Source organism: Aureimonas flava (assembly GCF_003583935.1).
GTDB classification, from domain to species: domain Bacteria; phylum Pseudomonadota; class Alphaproteobacteria; order Rhizobiales; family Rhizobiaceae; genus Aureimonas; species Aureimonas flava.
In genome coordinates, this window is record NZ_QYRN01000018.1 from 1 (window position 1) to 16,971 (window position 16,971).

The 16,971-nt window shown below is 69.7% G+C and carries 17 protein-coding genes and 1 tRNA gene; 11 read left to right on the plus strand and 7 right to left on the minus strand.

The features are described from left to right. Positions 1-924: HAMP domain-containing protein (locus tag D3218_RS19185; protein WP_119541692.1), on the minus strand; the 924-nt coding region annotated here is incomplete at its 3' end. 303 nt (positions 925-1,227) lie between these two features. Here D3218_RS19185 and D3218_RS19190 point away from each other — a divergent pair. The 5 genes from D3218_RS19190 to D3218_RS19210 all read left to right on the plus strand — a co-directional run bounded on the left by D3218_RS19190 (position 1,228) and on the right by D3218_RS19210 (position 4,124). Continuing rightward, complete coding sequence (locus tag D3218_RS19190) at positions 1,228-1,866, plus strand: TetR/AcrR family transcriptional regulator C-terminal domain-containing protein (protein WP_119541705.1); 639 nt, start codon at positions 1,228-1,230, stop codon at positions 1,864-1,866. A 29-nt stretch (positions 1,867-1,895) separates the two neighbouring features. Further along, complete coding sequence (gene ilvC / locus D3218_RS19195) at positions 1,896-2,915, plus strand: ketol-acid reductoisomerase (protein WP_119541693.1); 1,020 nt, start codon at positions 1,896-1,898, stop codon at positions 2,913-2,915. A gap of 119 nt (positions 2,916-3,034) precedes the next feature. Continuing rightward, positions 3,035-3,439 carry a PilZ domain-containing protein gene (locus D3218_RS19200; protein WP_168990607.1) on the plus strand — a complete coding sequence of 135 codons (405 nt, stop codon included), beginning with the start codon at positions 3,035-3,037 and terminating at the stop codon, positions 3,437-3,439. A 97-nt stretch (positions 3,440-3,536) separates the two neighbouring features. Beyond that, a tRNA-Lys gene (locus D3218_RS19205) sits at positions 3,537-3,612 on the plus strand. Positions 3,613-3,935: 323 nt separating this feature from the next. Continuing rightward, complete coding sequence (locus tag D3218_RS19210) at positions 3,936-4,124, plus strand: hypothetical protein (protein WP_119541695.1); 189 nt, start codon at positions 3,936-3,938, stop codon at positions 4,122-4,124. Positions 4,125-4,318: 194 nt separating this feature from the next. Here the strand turns inward: D3218_RS19210 and D3218_RS19215 are convergent, their stop codons facing one another. Further along, on the minus strand, positions 4,319-4,462 hold the full coding sequence (locus tag D3218_RS19215; RefSeq protein ID WP_119541696.1) for a DUF1127 domain-containing protein: 144 nt from the start codon (positions 4,460-4,462) through the stop codon (positions 4,319-4,321). Between the two features lie 272 nt (positions 4,463-4,734). Here D3218_RS19215 and budC point away from each other — a divergent pair, with 272 nt between their 5' ends. Continuing rightward, the gene (budC, locus tag D3218_RS19220; protein WP_168990608.1) at positions 4,735-5,499 is read left to right on the plus strand and encodes a meso-2,3-butanediol dehydrogenase; all 765 of its coding nucleotides are present in this window, start codon (positions 4,735-4,737) and stop codon (positions 5,497-5,499) included. An 81-nt stretch (positions 5,500-5,580) separates the two neighbouring features. Further along, positions 5,581-6,159 (plus strand): transglycosylase SLT domain-containing protein, encoded by a 579-nt coding sequence (locus D3218_RS19225; protein WP_119541697.1) that lies wholly within the window; start codon positions 5,581-5,583, stop codon positions 6,157-6,159. A gap of 264 nt (positions 6,160-6,423) precedes the next feature. On the opposite strand, the gene D3218_RS19230 is transcribed toward D3218_RS19225, so the two are convergent. The 5 genes from D3218_RS19230 to D3218_RS19250 form a co-directional block, all read right to left on the minus strand. Continuing rightward, on the minus strand, positions 6,424-7,530 hold the full coding sequence (locus D3218_RS19230; RefSeq protein WP_119541698.1) for an ABC transporter ATP-binding protein: 1,107 nt from the start codon (positions 7,528-7,530) through the stop codon (positions 6,424-6,426). A gap of 23 nt (positions 7,531-7,553) precedes the next feature. After that, a complete protein-coding gene (locus tag D3218_RS19235) occupies positions 7,554-9,248 on the minus strand; it encodes an alpha-glucosidase (RefSeq protein WP_119541699.1) in 1,695 nt (564 codons plus the stop codon). Positions 9,249-9,253: 5 nt separating this feature from the next. Next, entirely contained in the window at positions 9,254-10,096 is an 843-nt protein-coding gene (locus D3218_RS19240) for a carbohydrate ABC transporter permease (protein WP_119541700.1), read from the minus strand. After that, entirely contained in the window at positions 10,093-11,091 is a 999-nt protein-coding gene (locus D3218_RS19245; protein ID WP_119541701.1) for a carbohydrate ABC transporter permease, read from the minus strand. Before D3218_RS19245 ends, D3218_RS19240 begins: the two co-directional genes overlap by 4 nt. Before the next feature lie 145 nt (positions 11,092-11,236). After that, the gene (locus D3218_RS19250; protein ID WP_119541702.1) at positions 11,237-12,493 is read right to left on the minus strand and encodes an ABC transporter substrate-binding protein; all 1,257 of its coding nucleotides are present in this window, start codon (positions 12,491-12,493) and stop codon (positions 11,237-11,239) included. 619 nt (positions 12,494-13,112) lie between these two features. Here D3218_RS19250 and ltnD point away from each other — a divergent pair. The 4 genes from ltnD to otnI are packed head-to-tail and all read left to right on the plus strand — an operon-like array spanning position 13,113 to position 16,747. After that, the gene (gene ltnD, locus D3218_RS19255; protein ID WP_119541703.1) at positions 13,113-14,021 is read left to right on the plus strand and encodes an L-threonate dehydrogenase; all 909 of its coding nucleotides are present in this window, start codon (positions 13,113-13,115) and stop codon (positions 14,019-14,021) included. A 3-nt stretch (positions 14,022-14,024) separates the two neighbouring features. After that, complete coding sequence (gene otnK / locus D3218_RS19260) at positions 14,025-15,296, plus strand: 3-oxo-tetronate kinase (protein ID WP_210209717.1); 1,272 nt, start codon at positions 14,025-14,027, stop codon at positions 15,294-15,296. Continuing rightward, positions 15,293-15,943 carry a 3-oxo-tetronate 4-phosphate decarboxylase gene (otnC, locus tag D3218_RS19265; RefSeq protein ID WP_245415129.1) on the plus strand — a complete coding sequence of 217 codons (651 nt, stop codon included), beginning with the start codon at positions 15,293-15,295 and terminating at the stop codon, positions 15,941-15,943. The genes otnK and otnC overlap by 4 nt, the downstream gene beginning before the upstream one ends. 27 nt (positions 15,944-15,970) lie before the next feature. Further along, positions 15,971-16,747: a 2-oxo-tetronate isomerase gene (otnI, locus tag D3218_RS19270; RefSeq protein WP_119541704.1), complete on the plus strand. Its 777-nt coding sequence runs from the start codon at positions 15,971-15,973 to the stop codon at positions 16,745-16,747. Positions 16,748-16,971 lie beyond the last annotated feature (224 nt).

Consider the following 16,971-nt stretch of genomic DNA (forward strand, 5'->3'; position numbering starts at 1 on the left):
CGCCAGACGCGTGAACCCCATCTCAACCTGCGCCACGAACGCCCGAAGATCCTCCGCCTTCGCCGTGTCCAGCGCAGACTGACGATCCCGGCTCGCCGCCTGCGACCGACGCGACTCCTCCGCTTCGATCTCGATGCGACGCTTGTCCAGCGCCGCTTCCTTGAACACCTGCATGGCGCGCGCCATGGCGCCGATCTCGTCGCCGCGCTCGACACCCACGATCGGCGCCTCGAGTTCGCCCGACGCCAGGCGCTGCATCCGGCCGCTGAGGCGCGACAGCGGCCCGGTGATGCCCTTGGCGGCGATCAGCGTCGCGCCGACGATGCCGAACACCAGGCCGGCGAGCGAAAAGCCGATCATCGTGTAGATCGTCGTCCAGGTCTGGTCCGTCAGCGACTGTGACTCGGAGGCGACCTCCGCGAGGACCTGGTCGCGAAGCGCCTGATAGGTCTTGATGAAGGCGTCGACCGAGCGGTCCATGTCGCTCAGCGCGGCCACCGCCTCGTCGGAGCGGTCCTGCAGCCCGAGCGCGACCGCGACCTGTCCCTGACTTTCGATGAGGCCGATGCCCTTCGCCATGTCCGACAAGGCTGCCTCGTGGCCACCGATGCCGGCGCGTGCCTCCGCCAGACTCGCACCCGCGGCCTTCATCTGATTGGCGAAATTGGCGGCCTTGTCCTTGGCGATATCGCTGGCGCCGTCATAGGCGAGGACCTGGTAGGCCGAGTAGGCGGCGTCGGTGACGTTGCGCCCCGTGCGCACGAGCTTGACCACGGCCGGGGACTTCGTCAGCACGAGCGACGAATAGTTGTCGTCGATGCCCGCCATCTTGACGGCGCCGAAACCCGCGAGCAGCAGGCCGACCAGGCTGACGCAGATGATGATCGCGAGGATCTTGGCCGAGATTTTCAGATTCTTCAACATGGTGGCCTGGCTGATGGGGTGACAACGGGCGATGCCGCTTCAGGGACACCTATCCAAAACTCATTAAGATTGGTGATACAGGACCGAAGACATCGCGGCCGTGCGGGCTGCGGACGCAGGGTCCGCGCGAAGCACCCCTCCGGCCGCCGCCCCGTCGCCGCCGTCTGCTCGATGCCCGCTTGCCAAAGCGTCGCGCCGGCGATAAACGCCGTACCGTAACGTACGGTACGCAACGGTGTGCCGAAACCGGAAGACGGGCGAGGGGCGCGGTTGAACGGGACGGTTGAGATCGACGGACGGCCGATGACGAAGCGCCAGGGCGAAGTCCTCGACGCGGCGCTGGCGCTGCTCGTGTCGGACGACGAGAGCCTGACGATGACCGCCGTCGCCCGCCGCGCGCGCTGCTCCAAGGAAACGCTCTACAAGTGGTTCGGGGGGCGGGACGGGCTCCTCACCGCCACCGTGCAGTGGCAGGCCTCCAAGGTGCGTGCCGTGCCGCTCGACCCGCAGACGCTGGACCGCACGCGACTCGAGGCCAGCCTGTTCGGCTTCGCCGCCGACTGGCTGACGGTTCTGTCGGGCGATACGTCCATCGCGCTCAACCGGCTGGCGGTGGGGCATGCGGGCTCGGAACGGCGCGACCTCGGCGCGATCGTCCTCGAGAACGGTCCGGCCGCCATGCGTCGGCGGCTCGGGCAGGTTCTGGAGGCCGGACGCCGGGCGGGGCTGCTCGCCTTCACCGACACGGACCAGGCCTTCTCGACCTTCTTCGGCCTCACCGTGCGCGATACGCAAATCCGGCTCCTCCTCGGCGACCGGCCGGCGCCCGGTCCCGCGGAGATCGAGCGCGCGGCGCGCGCCGCCGCGCGGCAATTCTTCGTCCTCTTCGGGACGAGCGAACAGGCGGGCCCCGACGCCCGTCGAACCCCATCCGGCGCCTGACGCCGGGCCAACAGGAAGGAAACGCCCCGATGCGCGTCTACTACGATCGCGATGCCGATCTGAACCTCGTCAAGTCCAAGAACGTGGCGATCGTCGGCTACGGCAGCCAGGGTCGCGCCCATGCGCTGAACCTCAAGGATTCGGGCGCCGCCAACGTGGCGATCGCGCTGAAGGCCGGCTCGCCCACGATCAAGAAGGCCGAGGCCGACGGCTTCAAGGTGATGACGGTCGCCGAGGCGGCCAAGTGGGCCGACCTCCTGATGATGGCGACCCCGGACGAGCTCCAGGCGGACATCTACAAGGCCGACATCGAGGCCAACATCCGCGATGGCGCGGCGATCGCCTTCGCCCATGGCCTGAACGTCCACTTCGGCTTGATCGAGCCGAAGTCGAGCGTCGACGTCGTGATGATCGCCCCCAAGGGGCCCGGCCACACGGTGCGCGGCGAATACCAGAAGGGCGGCGGCGTGCCCTGCCTCGTGGCGGTGCACCAGGACGCCTCGGGCAACGCGCTGGACCTCGCGCTGTCCTATGCCTGCGGCGTCGGCGGCGGGCGTTCGGGCATCATCGAGACCAACTTCAAGGAAGAGTGCGAGACCGACCTGTTCGGCGAGCAGGTCGTCCTGTGCGGCGGCCTCGTGGAACTCATCCGCGCCGGCTTCGAGACGCTGGTGGAAGCTGGCTACGCGCCGGAGATGGCCTACTTCGAGTGCCTCCACGAGGTGAAGCTGATCGTGGACCTGATCTACGAGGGCGGCATCGCCAACATGAACTACTCGATCTCCAACACGGCCGAGTGGGGCGAGTACGTCACCGGCCCGCGCATCATCACCGACGAGACCAAGGCGGAGATGCGCCGGGTGCTGAAGGACATCCAGACCGGCAAGTTCACCTCGGACTGGATGCAGGAGTACCGCTCCGGCGCGGCCCGCTTCAAGGGCATCCGCCGCGTCAACGACTCGCACCAGATCGAGGAGGTGGGCGCCAAGCTGCGCGGCATGATGCCCTGGATCGCGAAGAACCAGCTCGTCGACAAGGCCCGCAACTAACGAAGGACGGGAGGGCCGGGCGCGACCCGGCCCTCCCGCACCGCTTCCGACGGCGCGGATTCAATCGATGCTAACCTTTCGGCGCGATGGTCCGGCCATGCGAACGACGAGAGGGTCTCATGGTCGCCGTGTCCCACCCCGCTTCCGATGACAACGAGCGCCGCGTCGCGCCGCGCACCCGCATCCTCAAGCGCGGCAAGATCCTCTTCAACAACCGCTATTCCACCTTCGACTGCACGGTTCGCAACATCTCGGCCACGGGCGCGCTCCTGACGATCGATCCGGCGGTTCCGCTGCCCAAGCTCTTCGAGATCCGCATCGGCGAGGACGAGACGGTGCGCTCCGCCAAGCTCGTGTATCGTCGCGACAGCTTCGCGGGCATCCATTTCATCGACGCCGCCGAGGGGGCCGGCGAGGCCGGCAGCACCGATGCCCCGACGTCCGCCGGCATGGACGAGCTGCGCATCCACCCGCGCCCGCTCCCCGCCGCGCTCGTCGCGTGCCTGTCCTGGACACGATCCTGACGCACCGCGAAAAACACCGCCATTTGCCTCTGGACACCGCCGGCCAGTTCGACTAGAAGCCCCTCAGACGCGAGGCGCCGAGGCGCCGGAGCGTTCCGGGTGATTAGCTCAGTTGGTAGAGCAGCTGACTCTTAATCAGCGGGTCGTAGGTTCGATCCCTACATCACCCACCATTCTCTCTTCAGCTATGATGCGACGCTCTCGCGATCGATCGCTGCCTTGAGCGCGGCGCTGGTTGCGGCGCCGCGAACGCGGCCGCCCCGTCGATCGGGTCGGGCCGTATCGTCCCACCGCTTCCCACGCACATGATTGTCCTCGGCCCGCGCAGGGGCCGGGTCAGGTCGGCGGTCCCGTTGCGGAGCAACGCGGCCTTAACGGCCGATTGGGAATAGTTCGGAAACGAGGCCGGGCGGCGTGATCCGCGAGCGGCCGGCGGCGTGCGGCCGTGTCCGAGCGTCTCGGGCAAGCGCCGCGAACGGCTTGGACGGGGAGTGGAATGATGCAGGATCGTCGCTTCAGGAGCGTCTCCCTGGCCCGTGTCGAGCGCGTCGAGCCTCATCGCGACGGTACCATCGCCGTCTTCGGCATGACCGGATCGGGCGATGCCGTCGCCCTCACGGTGCAGCCGGCGGCCATTCGCGACCTTCTGATCGGACTGCAGTCGGCGGCGCTCCCGACGGACTGAACCGGAGCGCGGAGGGCAGAGGCGCGCTGCAGCGCGAGACCTCCGAAGGCGCGAGGAACCCGAAACGCAAAACGCCCTGCCGGGGGAGGACCGGCAGGGCGTCATGGGTAAAGTCCGCGTGGGAGGAGGATCGCGGACTTCGATCCGCTACGGCCGTTGGGAGGAGAGTGGCCGTCGCGAAACCTTGGAAACTCTTAGCGGCTGGCCTGGCGGGCCAGAGCCGGGATGTCCGCGCGGGCGATGCCGAGATCGGCCAGCTCGCGGTTGGACAGCCTGTTCAACTCGGTGGCGGTTTCGCGAGCCTTGCGGAAGGCGCGGAGGGCGTTGGCGAAGCGCATGATGTGATCCTTTCCTTGCGGCCTCTCGTCGGTGGTGGCCGCGTCGTTCGCTTGTTTCTTTCGACATGCGGACCATAGGCCGCGCGGCACGCGAGCAGGAGCGCAAAGTCCGCATGCCTGCCCTGCGGCCCCTCGCTATCTCGCGCATGCAGGGCAGCGTTGCACCGCCTGCGGGGGATGGTCGCGGATGCAACCCGGCGCCGTCTCACGCCTTCCCGCTGCAGGAGGGGCGGCGACGGGCCGCCCGCGCGAAGGGCAAGCGATTCATCGGCATGGCACGGTTCACGGACAAGGTCGTCGTCGTCACGGGAGCGGCATCGGGCATCGGCGAGGGCGCGGCCCGGCGGTTCGCCGCGGAAGGGGCGTCGCTGGTTCTCAACGACCGCAACGCGGAAGGGCTGGAGGCTCTTGCCGCGAGCCTCTCGGGCACGCCGGTCGAGACGGTGGCGGGCGACGTGTCCCGCATGGCGGATTGCGAGGCGATCGTCGCCCGCGCGCTGGAGCGGTTCGGGCGGCTCGACGTCCTCGTCAACAACGCGGGCGTCGATCACCTCGGAAAGCTGGACGAGGGCGACTTCTCGGCCTTCACGACCGTGATCGAGAGCGACGTCTACGGCGTGGTCCAGATGAGCCGGGCGGCCATCGCGCCCTTGCGCGCGGCGCGCGGATCGATCGTCAACGTGTCGTCGGTCTCGGGGCTCGGCGGCGACTGGAACCACAGCTTCTACTGCGCGGCCAAGGGCGCGGTCACGAACTTCACACGCGCGCTCAGCCTGGACGAGGCCAAGCACGGCGTGCGGGTCAACGCGGTGAACCCGTCGCTGACCTATACGGGCCTCACCGCCGGCATGCAGGAGCAACCCGATCTGATCGCGGAGTTCGAGACGCGCATCCCGATGGGCCGGGGCGCGCAGCCGGACGACATCGCCGGTCCGATCGCCTTCCTGGCGAGCGAGGACGCGCGGTTCGTGACCGGCGTCAACCTGGCCGTGGACGGTGGCCTTTCGGCCTCCAACGGCCAGCCGCCGCTTCGTTGAGGTGCGGCGGAAGGGATTGGGAAGGGATAACGCTCCATTAACAGGCGCGCCTTAGCGTCCCCCGCGAAAGGGGGACAGGTCATGCGCGTTGTTGCGATCCCTTCCGTTTTGGCCGTGGCGCTTCTGGCTGGCTGCGCCTCGCCACCGAAAAGCACCGGCAATGCCTGCGCCATCTTCAGCCAGCGAGACGGACTGCTGGCGGACTGGCGACGGGATGCGCGGCGCGTCTCGGCCGAAACCGGCGTGCCGGTCCATGTGCTGATGGCGACCATCCAGGCGGAATCGAACTTCGAGGCGCGGGCGCGGCCGCCGAGGCGATGGATCCTCGGCTTCATCCCCGGCAGGCGCATCTCGACCGCCTACGGCTATGCCCAGGTCCTCGACGGGACCTGGGGCGACTACCAGCGCCGGACCGGGCGGCACAGCGACCGGCGCAACGACTTCGCCGACGCGATCCGCTTCATCGGCTGGTACCACGCCGATTCGAACCGCCGGCTCGGCATCGACAAGAGCGACGCCTATCGCCTGTATCTCGCCTACCATTCCGGCCATGCCGGCTACACGCGCGGCGTCTGGCGAAGCCGGCCGGAGGCGTTGCGGGGCGCCAAGCGAGCGCAGGACATGGCACGGCGCTATGCCGCGCAACTGGCGCGCTGCTGAGGCCGCTCGGCGCGCGGAACGCAAGCCCGGAGGGCGGCGGGCCTTGCCGCTCGCTGCCCTCCGGGCGTCGGTGCGTTCAGGCCGCGGTGCGTCCGGCAAGCGGCGGCGCGACACCGGCGTCTGGGTTGTGCGGTCGCAGGCGGAAGGTGGCGGTCTTGGGCGGCACGGCTCCCGCGTCTCGACCGGCTGCGGCATTACCGCGTCGCGGGCGTCCTCAGGCCGTCGTCCTGCCCGCCCCGGGTCCCAGTGACCTTCGGCCGACGCTCAGCCGGCGGCGGCCCTCGGCAGCGGCGCGGAGGCCGGCCGGATCGCCTGGCCGTCCGAGCCGAAGAAGCGCAGCCTGCCCGGCTGCGCCGTCAGGCGCACCCGCTCGCCGCGCCGCAGGGCGACGCTGCCCGGCAGCTTGGCCACCACGGGCTCGTCCTCCATCCCGATGTCGACATAGGCCAGCGTCACCTCGCCGAGATCCTCCACCAGCGTCACCTCGCCTTCCACCAGGATCGGCTCGCCCGCCTGGGCGATCGAGAGGTCTTCCGGGCGCACGCCGAGATGCGCCTCGCCCTCCACGTTCGCCGGCAACGCGACGGGGAGCGGCGCGCCGCCCCGGAGCGCGGCGCCGCCAGGGCTCGAGGAGAGCGGCAGGACGTTCATCGCCGGCGAGCCGATGAAGCGGGCGACGAAGAGGTTGTCCGGGTCGTTGTAGAGCTCCAGCGGGGTGCCGACCTGCTCGACGTGACCCTTGTTCAGCACCACGATCCGGTCGGCCAGCGTCATCGCCTCCACCTGGTCGTGGGTGACGTAGATCATGGTCGTGCCGGACATCCGCTCGTGCAGGCGGGCGATCTCGATGCGGGTCTGCACGCGGAGCGCGGCGTCGAGGTTGGACAGCGGCTCGTCGAACAGGAACACCTTGGGATCGCGCGTGATGGCGCGGCCGATGGCGACCCGCTGGCGCTGGCCCCCGGACAGGGCCTTGGGCAGGCGGTCGAGATAGGGCTCGATCTGCAGGATCCGCGCCGCCTCGCGCACGCGCCGGTCGATCTCGCCCTTGGAGGCACCCTTCTCCAAGGACAGGCCGAAGGCCATGTTGTCGTAGACGCTCATGTGTGGGTAGAGCGCGTAGCTCTGGAACACCATGGCGACGCCCCGTTCCTTGGGCGTCGCCTCGTTGACCACGCGCTCGTCGATCGCGAGCGTGCCGCCCGAGATGTCCTCGAGCCCCGCGATCGTGCGCAGGAGGGTCGACTTGCCGCAGCCCGACGGGCCGACGAACACGACGAACTCGCCCGACGGGATGTCGAGGTCGATGCCGTGCAGCACCTCGACCGAGCCGTAGGCCTTGCGCACGCCGCTGAGCTTGAGATGGGCCATCCTTCTGTCTCCCTCGGGCTGGTCTAGCGAAGCTGAAGAAAGGCGGCGCCGTGCCGCCGGAGCGATAGGCACGGCCCCTCGAGGCTCGATCCGAGGTCGCCGGCCTCCCGCAGGAGGCGCGCGCCGCGCCAGTCGTCCGGCAGCGCGATCTCGGCGGCCTGCCGCGACAGGTTGAAGACGCAGAGCAGCGTGTCCCCATCCCGGCTCCGGGTGAAGGCCAGGCAGTCCGCGCCGAGATCCCGAAAGGCGATGTCGCCCTTCGCCAGCGCCGGGTGTCCTCGCCGGAAGAGGAGAAGGCGGCGATAGGCTTCGAGCAGAGAGCCCTGCGTGCCGCGCTGCCGGTCCACGGCGAGGGCGAGGTGCTCGCGCGGCACCGGAAGCCAGGGGCGCGAAGCGTCGGAGAAGCCGCCGTTCGGCGCGTCCGCCTCCCACACCATGGGCGTGCGGCAGCCGTCCCGCCCCCGGATGGTCGGCCAGAACCGCTTGCCCCAGGGGTCCACGATGTCCTCGAACGCGATCTCGGCTTCCGGCAGGCCGAGTTCCTCGCCCTGGTAGAGGCAGACGGAGCCGCGCAGCGACAGGAGAAGCGCGGCGGCGAGCCGGAGCACGGCGTCGCGGTCCTCCTGCCCCTCGGCCCAGCGGGTCGCGTGGCGCACCACGTCGTGGTTGGAGAAGGCCCAGCAGGCCCAGGCGTCCGTGCCGCCGTCGAGGAACCGCTCGATCACCGGGCGGATGTCGTCGATCACCGGAAGCTCGGTGTTCAGGAAGTCGAAGGCGTAGCTCATGTGGAGCCGGTCGCCGCCGCTCGTGTATTCGCGCATCAGCTCGACGCCCCGGATCAGCTCGCCGACCTCGCCCACCGCGGCGGCCGCCGGATAGGCATCCAGCAGCGCGCGAAAACGGCGCAGGAAGCCGAGGTTCTCCGGCCGGTTCTTGTCGAACACGTGGTCCTGCCGGTTGTAGGGCCGGTCGCGCGGTGCGGTGCGCTCGTTCCAGTGGTCCGGGTGGAGCGGCGGGTTGTCGCGCAGCGCCGCGTCGTGGAAGTAGAAGTTCACCGTGTCGAGGCGGAAGCCGTCGACCCCCCGGTCCAGCCAGAAGCGCACGACGTCCAGCATCGCGTCCTGCACGGCGGGGTTGTGGAAGTTGAGGTCGGGCTGCGAGATCAGGAAGTTGTGCAGGTAGTACTGCTGGCGCCCGGCGTCCCATTCCCAGGACGAGCCGCCGAAGTTCGACATCCAGTTGTTGGGCGGCGAGCCGTCGTCCTTGGCATCGGCCCAGACGTACCAGTCCGCCTTGGGGTTGGTCCGATCCTTCCGGCTTTCCACGAACCACGGATGCTGGTCGGAGGAGTGCGACAGGACGAGGTCGATCATCACCTTGAGCCCCAGCCGATGGGCCTCGGCCACCAGGGCATCGAAGTCCGCCAGCGTGCCGAACACCGGGTCGACGCCGCGATAGTCCGACACGTCGTAGCCGAAATCGTCCATCGGCGAGGGGAAGAAGGGCGAGATCCAGAGCGCGTCGGCACCCAGCGCCGCGACGTGGGGCAGGCGGCGCGCGATGCCCGGAAGGTCGCCGACGCCGTCGCCGTCGGAGTCCTGGAACGATCGCGGATAGACCTGGTAGATCACCGCGCCGCGCCACCAGTCGCGGTCCGGCGCGGCGGCGGAGGTTTCCGCGCTCTCGCTCGCCGCTGGGGTCGTGTGGACGTCGAGCATGGGAATCAGCCCTTCACTCCGCCTGCCGTCAGGCCGGAGATGATCTTGCGTTGGAACACGAGCACGAGGACGATCAGCGGCACCGTCACCACCACGGAGGCGGCCATGATCGTGCCCCAAGGCGTCTCCTGCTCGGAGGCACCCGACAGAAGCGCGATGGCGACGGGCACGGTGCGCGTGTCGTTGTTGGCGACGAAGGTGAGCGCGAACAGGAACTCGTTCCAGGCCGCGATGAAGGCCAGGAGCCCCGTGGTCACCAGCGCCGGCCACATCAGCGGCAGGAACACACGGCGCACGATGGTGAAGGGCCCGGCGCCGTCGACGATCGCCGCTTCCTCGATCTCCACCGGAAGGTCGCGCATGAAGGTGGTGAGCACCCAGACCGTGAAGGGCAGGGTGAAGATCATGTAGGCGAAGATCAGCGAGAACAGCGTGTTGTAGAGGCCCATCCAGCGGATCATCTCGAACAGGCCGGCCAGGACCGCGATCTGCGGGAACATGGACACGCCGAGAATCGTCAGTAGCAGGAGGCCGCGCCCGCGGAAGGACACGCGCGACAGCGCGTAGGCCGCCGTCACCGCCAGGAACAGGGAGATCACCACCACCGACAGCGCCACCAGGAGCGAGTTGGCCACGTTGCGCAGGAACGAGCCGGTGGTCAGCACCCCCTCGTAGTTGGAGAGGGTGACCGCGCGCGGCAGGTAGTCGATGCGGAAGAGGTCGGTGCCCGTCTTCAGGCTGGTCAGGATCGCGTAGTAGAACGGGAACACCGAGAACACGACGATCGCGAGCACCAGCGCATAGAAGCCCGCGCGGCCGGCGGTGCGCCGGAGGGTGCGGGCGCTCACGACCTGCCTCCCTCGAGGTTGAGGCGCGCCGTCTTGATGTAGAGCAGCGTGATCATCGCGATCACCAGGAAGAGCATGGTCGAGGCGGCCGAGCCTTGGGCGAAGTTGTCGAACTGAAACAGGTTCTCCTGCGCGTAGACGCTCATGGTCTTGGTCTGCGGATTGTTCGGGGTTAGCACGTAGATCAGGTCGAAGACGCGAAGCGCGTCCAGCGCGCGGAAGATCACCGCGACCAGGATCGCCGGACGGATCAATGGCAGCGTCACCCGGAAGAAGACCTTGACCGGATTGACGCCGTCGATCCGGGCCGCCTCGTAGACGTCGCCCGGCACCATCTGGAGGCCCGCCAGGATCAGGAGCGCCATGAACGGCGTCGTCTTCCAGACGTCCACGATGATCACGGCGGTCATCGCGGTGTCGGGCGAAGCGGTCCAGGCGATCGGCGCGGCGATGATGCCGAGCGTGACCAGGATGTCGTTCAGGATGCCGAACTGGTCGTTCATCATCCAGGCCCACATCTTGGCCGAGACGATGGTGGGAATGGCCCAGGGAATCAGCACCGCGGCCCGCACCAGGGCCCGGCCGCGGAACTCCGCGTTGAGCACCAGCGCGAAGACCAGCCCCAGCACCGTCTCGATCGACACCGAGATCAGCGTGTAGCGCACCGTGTTCCACACCGCCTGCCACCAGACCGGATCGGCGAGCAGGCCGAAGGCCTCGCCGTCTCCGTCGCCGTAGTCCACCCATTCGTAGTAGTTGCCGAACCCGATGAAGCTGGCGCCGCCGAGATCGCTGAGGCGCGCGTCGGTGAGGGAGAAGCGGATCGTCTGCGCGAGCGGCCAAGCGGCGACCAGCGCCAGCACCAGGAGCATCGGCGCGAGGAACATCCACGCCGCGCGGCGGCGCTGCGACGACAGCGCGGACCGGCGCGCGGGCCGGACCTCCGCGCGAAAGGCGGCCTCGGTGGGAGGAGCGCCGGGCAGGGCGTTGGACATGGGGAGCGCCTCGCTGGAAACGGGAGGTTCCGGGGCATCGCCGTGGGGACCACGCGACGCCGGGAGAAGCGGATGAGGGTCGGCGCCGCGCCTTCGTAAGTGAGGGGCGCGGCGTCGTTCGTGCCGCCTTGCCGGCGGCGGCGCCCTACCAGGCGTTGCGCTTCAGGCGGCGGAGCTGGCGCTCGAGATCCTGCAGGTTGGTCGCGCCGTCGCCCTGGCCGGCCATGGTCTTGTTGACCGCCGTCCAGAACTGCTGCGACACCTCGTTGTACTTCGCCTTGGTCGGGGCCGAGGGACGAGGCGTCGCGTTCTCGAAGACGCTCTTCCATTTGGCGACGAGCGGCTGCCGCTCGGCGATCTCCGGGTCCTCGTAGAGGGCGGGGATGGTGGGCAGGCGCGCGGTGCCGAGCGCGCGCGCCTTCTGCGAGTCCGCCGAGGTCAGGAACTTCACGAGCTCGATCGCGACGTCCTTGTGCTCGGAGAACTCCGACACCGCGAGGTTCCAGCCACCGAGGCAGGCCGCCGATACGCCGCTTTCGCCCGCCGGCAGGGGCACGGCGTCGAACTTGCCCTTGACGGGGGAGTCGTCCGACGCGCTGAGCGGGTAGGCATACGGCCAGTTGCGCATGAACACCGCGTTTCCGGTCTGCCAGACGCCGCGCGATTCCTCCTCCATGTAGCCGAGCACGCCCTGCGGTGCGATGGTGCCGACCCAGCTCCTGGCGCGATTGAGCGCTGCGGCCGCCTCCGGGTTGTTGATCGTGATCTCGCCCTCGGGCGACACGATTTGGCCCCCGCCGTTGGAGGCGACCCATTCCAGCGCGTCGCAGGTGAGGCCTTCGTAGGCCGCGCCCTGGAACACGAAGCCGTTCATCTGAGCGTTGCCGTCCGCGCGCTCGGCGTCCTGCACCACCTTCGCCGTCTCGGCCAGCTCGGCCCAGGTCTTGGGCACCTCGCGGCCGTGCTTCTCCAGAAGGTCCTTCCGGTAGTAGAGCGCCGGCGCGTCGGCGAAGAGCGGCATGGCGACGAGCTTGCCGTCCACGGTCTGCGACTGGATCACCGCCGGCAGGTGCTGGTCCACGACATCCTTCATGGGCTCGGTGAGGTCCACGAGGTTGGCGGCGAGCTGCGGCGCCCAGATCACGTCGGTCCGGTAGACGTCCACGTCCTTGTTGCCGGCCGACAGCCAGAGGCGGTACTGGCCGAACTGGTCGGTGGAGGAGGCCGGCATGGTGACGATGCGCACCGTGTGGCCGGTGGCCTTCTGGAAGGCGTCGAGCTGGCCGCGCATCTCGTCCACGTCGCGACCGATCGAGCCGACCGCGATGGTGATCTCCTCGGCGCGGGCCGCGCCGGTCAGGAACGTGGCGGCGACGAGCGCGGCGGCGAAAGCTTTCAGCATGCGGTGGGTCCTCCCTCTGGATCTCTCGACGCCCCTTGCCGGGCTTGCGACCCGCCGCGCCTCCCAGCGCAGCCGAGCCGCTCGTCTTGCAATCTCCTCCGGTGCCGGGCCCTCGCGGACCTCGGTCTCCCGTTGAACCTAGCGCCTGCGCCGCCTGCGTCTCCCGTAGCCGCGAACGGAGCGGCAAAAAAACATCATGCGCCCAGGTCAAACCGCTGTGAAACCCGTCGGAGGCAGTTGGGAGATCGAGCCGATAGCGCGCGTGAGCCCTCGGCATGCGAGAATGGTGCGAGGAACGGACGAACGGCGCCTGTGATCGGGAACCGCAAGCTCCTCGCGGACCGCCTCCAGCCCTCGCCGGCCACCATAGGCCGCGCCCCGGACGGCGACCCCGCGACGAAGAGGCATGCCGGTGTGCGCTATCGCGAAGGGCCAGGACATGCCTCCGGTGGCGGGGCGCTAGGCCCGCATCCTCCATGCAGACGCGTCGCGCCCGCCACCCGCACGCTCGCGTGTCGCCAGGAGTGTGGGCGACGGCTAGGGTCTGGTTCCGGGCACCGCGATTCGCACGAGGACCGCCGTGCCCGGCGCATCGATGCTCAAGGGGAGGGCCCGCGAGATGACATCCCATTCCATTCGAGCCGGCGTGGTCGGTCTCGGCTCCATGGGGCTCGGCATGGCGGTCTCGCTGGTGCGGGCCGGCATCGAGACCTGGGGCTTCGATCCGAACCCGGTGGCGGTCACGGCCTTCGGCACTGAGGGCGGCCGGATCGCCGCCTCGCCGGCCGAAGTCGGCGCGGCGGCGGACGTCCTCTTCTGCGTGGTGGTCAACGCCGAACAGGCGCGTGCGGCGCTGCTCGGCGAAGGCGGCGCCGTCGCCGCGATGGCGCCGGGCTCGGTGGTGGTGCAATGCGCGACCTGCGCGCCCGACGCCGTGCGCGCGCTCGCCGAGCCGATCCTCGCCGCAGGGCTCCACTTCGTCGACGGGCCGATCTCGGGCGGCGCGGCCAAGGCGGCGAGCGGCGAGATCACGGTCATGGCTTCGGGGGATCCGCAGGCCCTCGCCAAGGCCGGCCCGGCCTTCGACGCGGTGGCGGCCAAGGTGTTCGACCTCGGGCCGTCGATCGGGGCGGGCAGCCAGGTGAAGCTCGTGAACCAGCTCCTGGCGGGCGTTCACATCGCGGCGGCCGCCGAGGCCATGGCCTACGGGATCAGCGGCGGCTGCGACCCGAACGCTCTGTTCGAGGTCATCACGGCGAGCGCCGGCAATTCCTGGATGTTCCAGAACCGCGTGCCCCACATCCTGGACGACGACTACGCGCCGCGCTCGGCGGTGGACATCTTCGTGAAGGATCTCGGCCTCGTCCACGGCAGTGCCCAGCAGCGCAAGTTCCCCCTCCCGATGACCGCGCAGGCGCTGCAGATGTTCACGCAGGCGTCGGCCATGGGGCTCGGGCGCGAGGACGACGCGGCCGTGGTCAAGATCTTCCCCGGCGTCGCGCTGCCCCGGCGCGACCGGGAGGCCTGACCGGTGCCGCGCGCCCCGCTCCTCGGCTGCATCGCCGACGACTTCACCGGCGCCACCGACCTTGCTAGCCAGCTCGTCTCGGCTGGCATGCGCGTGGTTCAGACGATCGGCGTGCCCGACGGGCCGCTCGATGCCGAGTGCGACGCCGTGGTGGTGTCGCTGAAGTCGCGCACCGTCCCGGCGGCGGAAGCCGTCGGACAGTCGCTCGCGGCGCTGGAATGGCTGCGGCGCCAGGGCTGCGGTCGCTTCTTCTTCAAGTACTGCTCGACCTTCGATTCGACGCCCACCGGCAATATCGGGCCGGTCGCCGACGCGCTGATGGATGCGCTCGGCGCGGACTTCACGCTGGCCGTGCCCTCGCTGCCGGCCAACCGGCGCACGGTCTACAACGGCTACCTCTTCGCCGGCGACGTCCTGCTCAACGAGAGCGGCATGCAGGACCATCCGCTGACGCCGATGCGCGACGCCTTCCTGCCGCGCGTGCTGGCGCCGCAGACGCGCCGCCGCGTCGGGCTCGTCAGTCACCACGCACTGGCCGATGGTGCGGCGGGCGTTCGCGCCCGCATCGCGGAACTGAAGCGGGAGGGGGTCGGCATCGCGGTGTGCGACACGCTCGGCCACGACGACCTCGTGCGGATCGCGCGAGGCAGCGCCGACCTGACGCTCCTCACCGGCGGCTCGGGCCTCGGGCTCACGATCCCCGCGACCCTTCCGGGCTTCGAGCCGCGAAGCGACGCCGCCCATCTCGACCCGGTCGGCGGCCATGCCCTGGTGGTCGCCGGAAGCTGCTCGCGCGCCACGCTGGCGCAGATCGAGCATGCCGGGACGCGCATGCCCGCGATGGCGGTGGACATCGAGGCGCTGTTCCACGATGCCGACGACCATGTCGACGCGCTGGTGGCTTTCGCCGCCGGGCACCTTGGCGACGGGCCGGTGCTGATCCACGCCAGCATGGCGCCGGAGCGGCTGCGCGCGGTCCAGTCGCGCTTCGGGACGGCGGCGTCGGGCGAGGCGGTGGAGCGGGCGCTGGCTGCCGTCGCCCGGCGGCTGGTCGATGACCGGGGCGTTCGGCGCATCCTGGTGGCGGGCGGGGAGACCTCCGGCGCGGTGGTCGGCGCCCTCGGCGTCAGCGGCCTGCGCATCGGCCCGGCGATCGATCCCGGCGTTCCCTGGACGCAGAGCGTCGGCACGGCCGCGCCGCTCGCGCTGGCGTTGAAGTCCGGCAATTTCGGCGGCGCCGACATCATGACCCGCGCCTTCGAGCTGCTCCCATGACCATGCCGCGCGAGGAGGCACGCCTGCGCGAGGAGATGGTGCAGACGGGCGCCGCGTTCCGGGCGCTGGGCCTTGCGCCCGGCACCTCCGGCAATCTCAGCGCGCGGCTCGACGACGGCTGGCTGATGACGCCGACCAATGTCGGGCTCGGCGATCTCGTGGCCGAGCGCATCTCCAAGCTCGACTGGGACGGCAACCTCCTGTCCGGCGACAAGCCCACCAAGGAATTGGTGCTGCACCGTGCCTTCTACGAGAACCGGCCCGGAACCGGCGCGGTGGTGCATCTTCATGCGCCGCACGCCGTCGCCCTGTCCTGCCTCGAGGGGCTCGACGCCGAGAGCTGCATTGCGCCGATCACCCCCTATTTCGTGATGCGCGTCGGCCGCCTGCCGCTGTTGCCGTATTTCCGGCCGGGCGATCCGGCCATGGGCGAGGCGGTGGGGCGTGTCGCGCCGCGCCAGGCCTGCGTGCTCCTCGCCAATCACGGGCCTGTGGTGTCCGCCGGCTCGCTCGCCCTCGCGCGTGCCGCGATGGAGGAGCTGGAGGAGACCGCACGCCTCGCCCTTCTGCTTCACGGTCGCCCCGTCCGGGTGCTCGGCGAGGCGGAGATCCAGCCGCTGCGCGAGACGTTCGGCGCCGACTGGTAGCCCAAGCCTATCCCGGAGGACGTTCCCATGCCCCGCTTTGCCGCCAACCTGACGATGATGTTCAACGAGGTGCCGTTTCTCGACCGGTTCGCGGAAGCGGCATCGGCGGGCTTTGCGGGCGTCGAGTTCCTGTTTCCCTACGAGTGGGACGCAGCCGCCATCGCCGAGCGCCTGCGCGCGAGCGAGCTCACGCAGGTCCTGTTCAACATGCCGCCCGGCGACTGGGCGGCGGGCGAGCGTGGCCTGGCTTGCCTTCCGGGGCGCGAGCGGGAATTTGCGGCGGGCGTCGAGACCGCCATCGCCTATGCGCGGGCGCTCGACTGCCGGCGCGTCCACGCCATGGCTGGGCTCCTGGCCGCCGCGACCGAGCGCGAGCGCGCCCTCGACCTCTATCGCCGCAACCTCGCCATGGCCGCGAGCCGCCTCGCCGAGGAGGGGATGGCCCTCCTGATCGAGCCCATCAACACGCGCGACATGCCCGGCTATCTCCTGAACCACCAGCGCGAGGCGCACGAGATCGTCGCCGACATCGGCCTGCCCAACCTCAAGGTCCAGATGGACTTCTACCATGCGCAGATCATGGACGGCGACCTGTGGCGCCTGTTCGAAGCGCATCAGGAAACGGTCGGCCACATCCAGATCGCATCGGTGCCCGAGCGGCACGAGCCGGACGGCGGCGAGGTGAACTACCCCTGGCTGTTCGGGGAGCTGGACGCGGCGGGATACGACGGTTGGCTCGGCTGCGAATACCGGCCGCGCGGCGCGACGCGCGATGGTCTCGGCTGGTTCGCCCGGCAGCGATAGGGGAGCGGCGCCGAAGACGCGAGGAGAGACCACGGGGAGATTTTTGCCTCCCGGTCGATTTTCCCGTTGACCCTCGCGTCGGGGTTTTCTATATCGCCTTCACGACGACGGCGGAGGCGCCGGGGGCGGATGGGCTGGACCGGAAGGTTTGGTTGATTGGCCGGGAAGTTGAGCCAGCGGTTAGGGTCCTGGGGTTATCCGGGGTTTTGGCTGCCTGGCTCGGT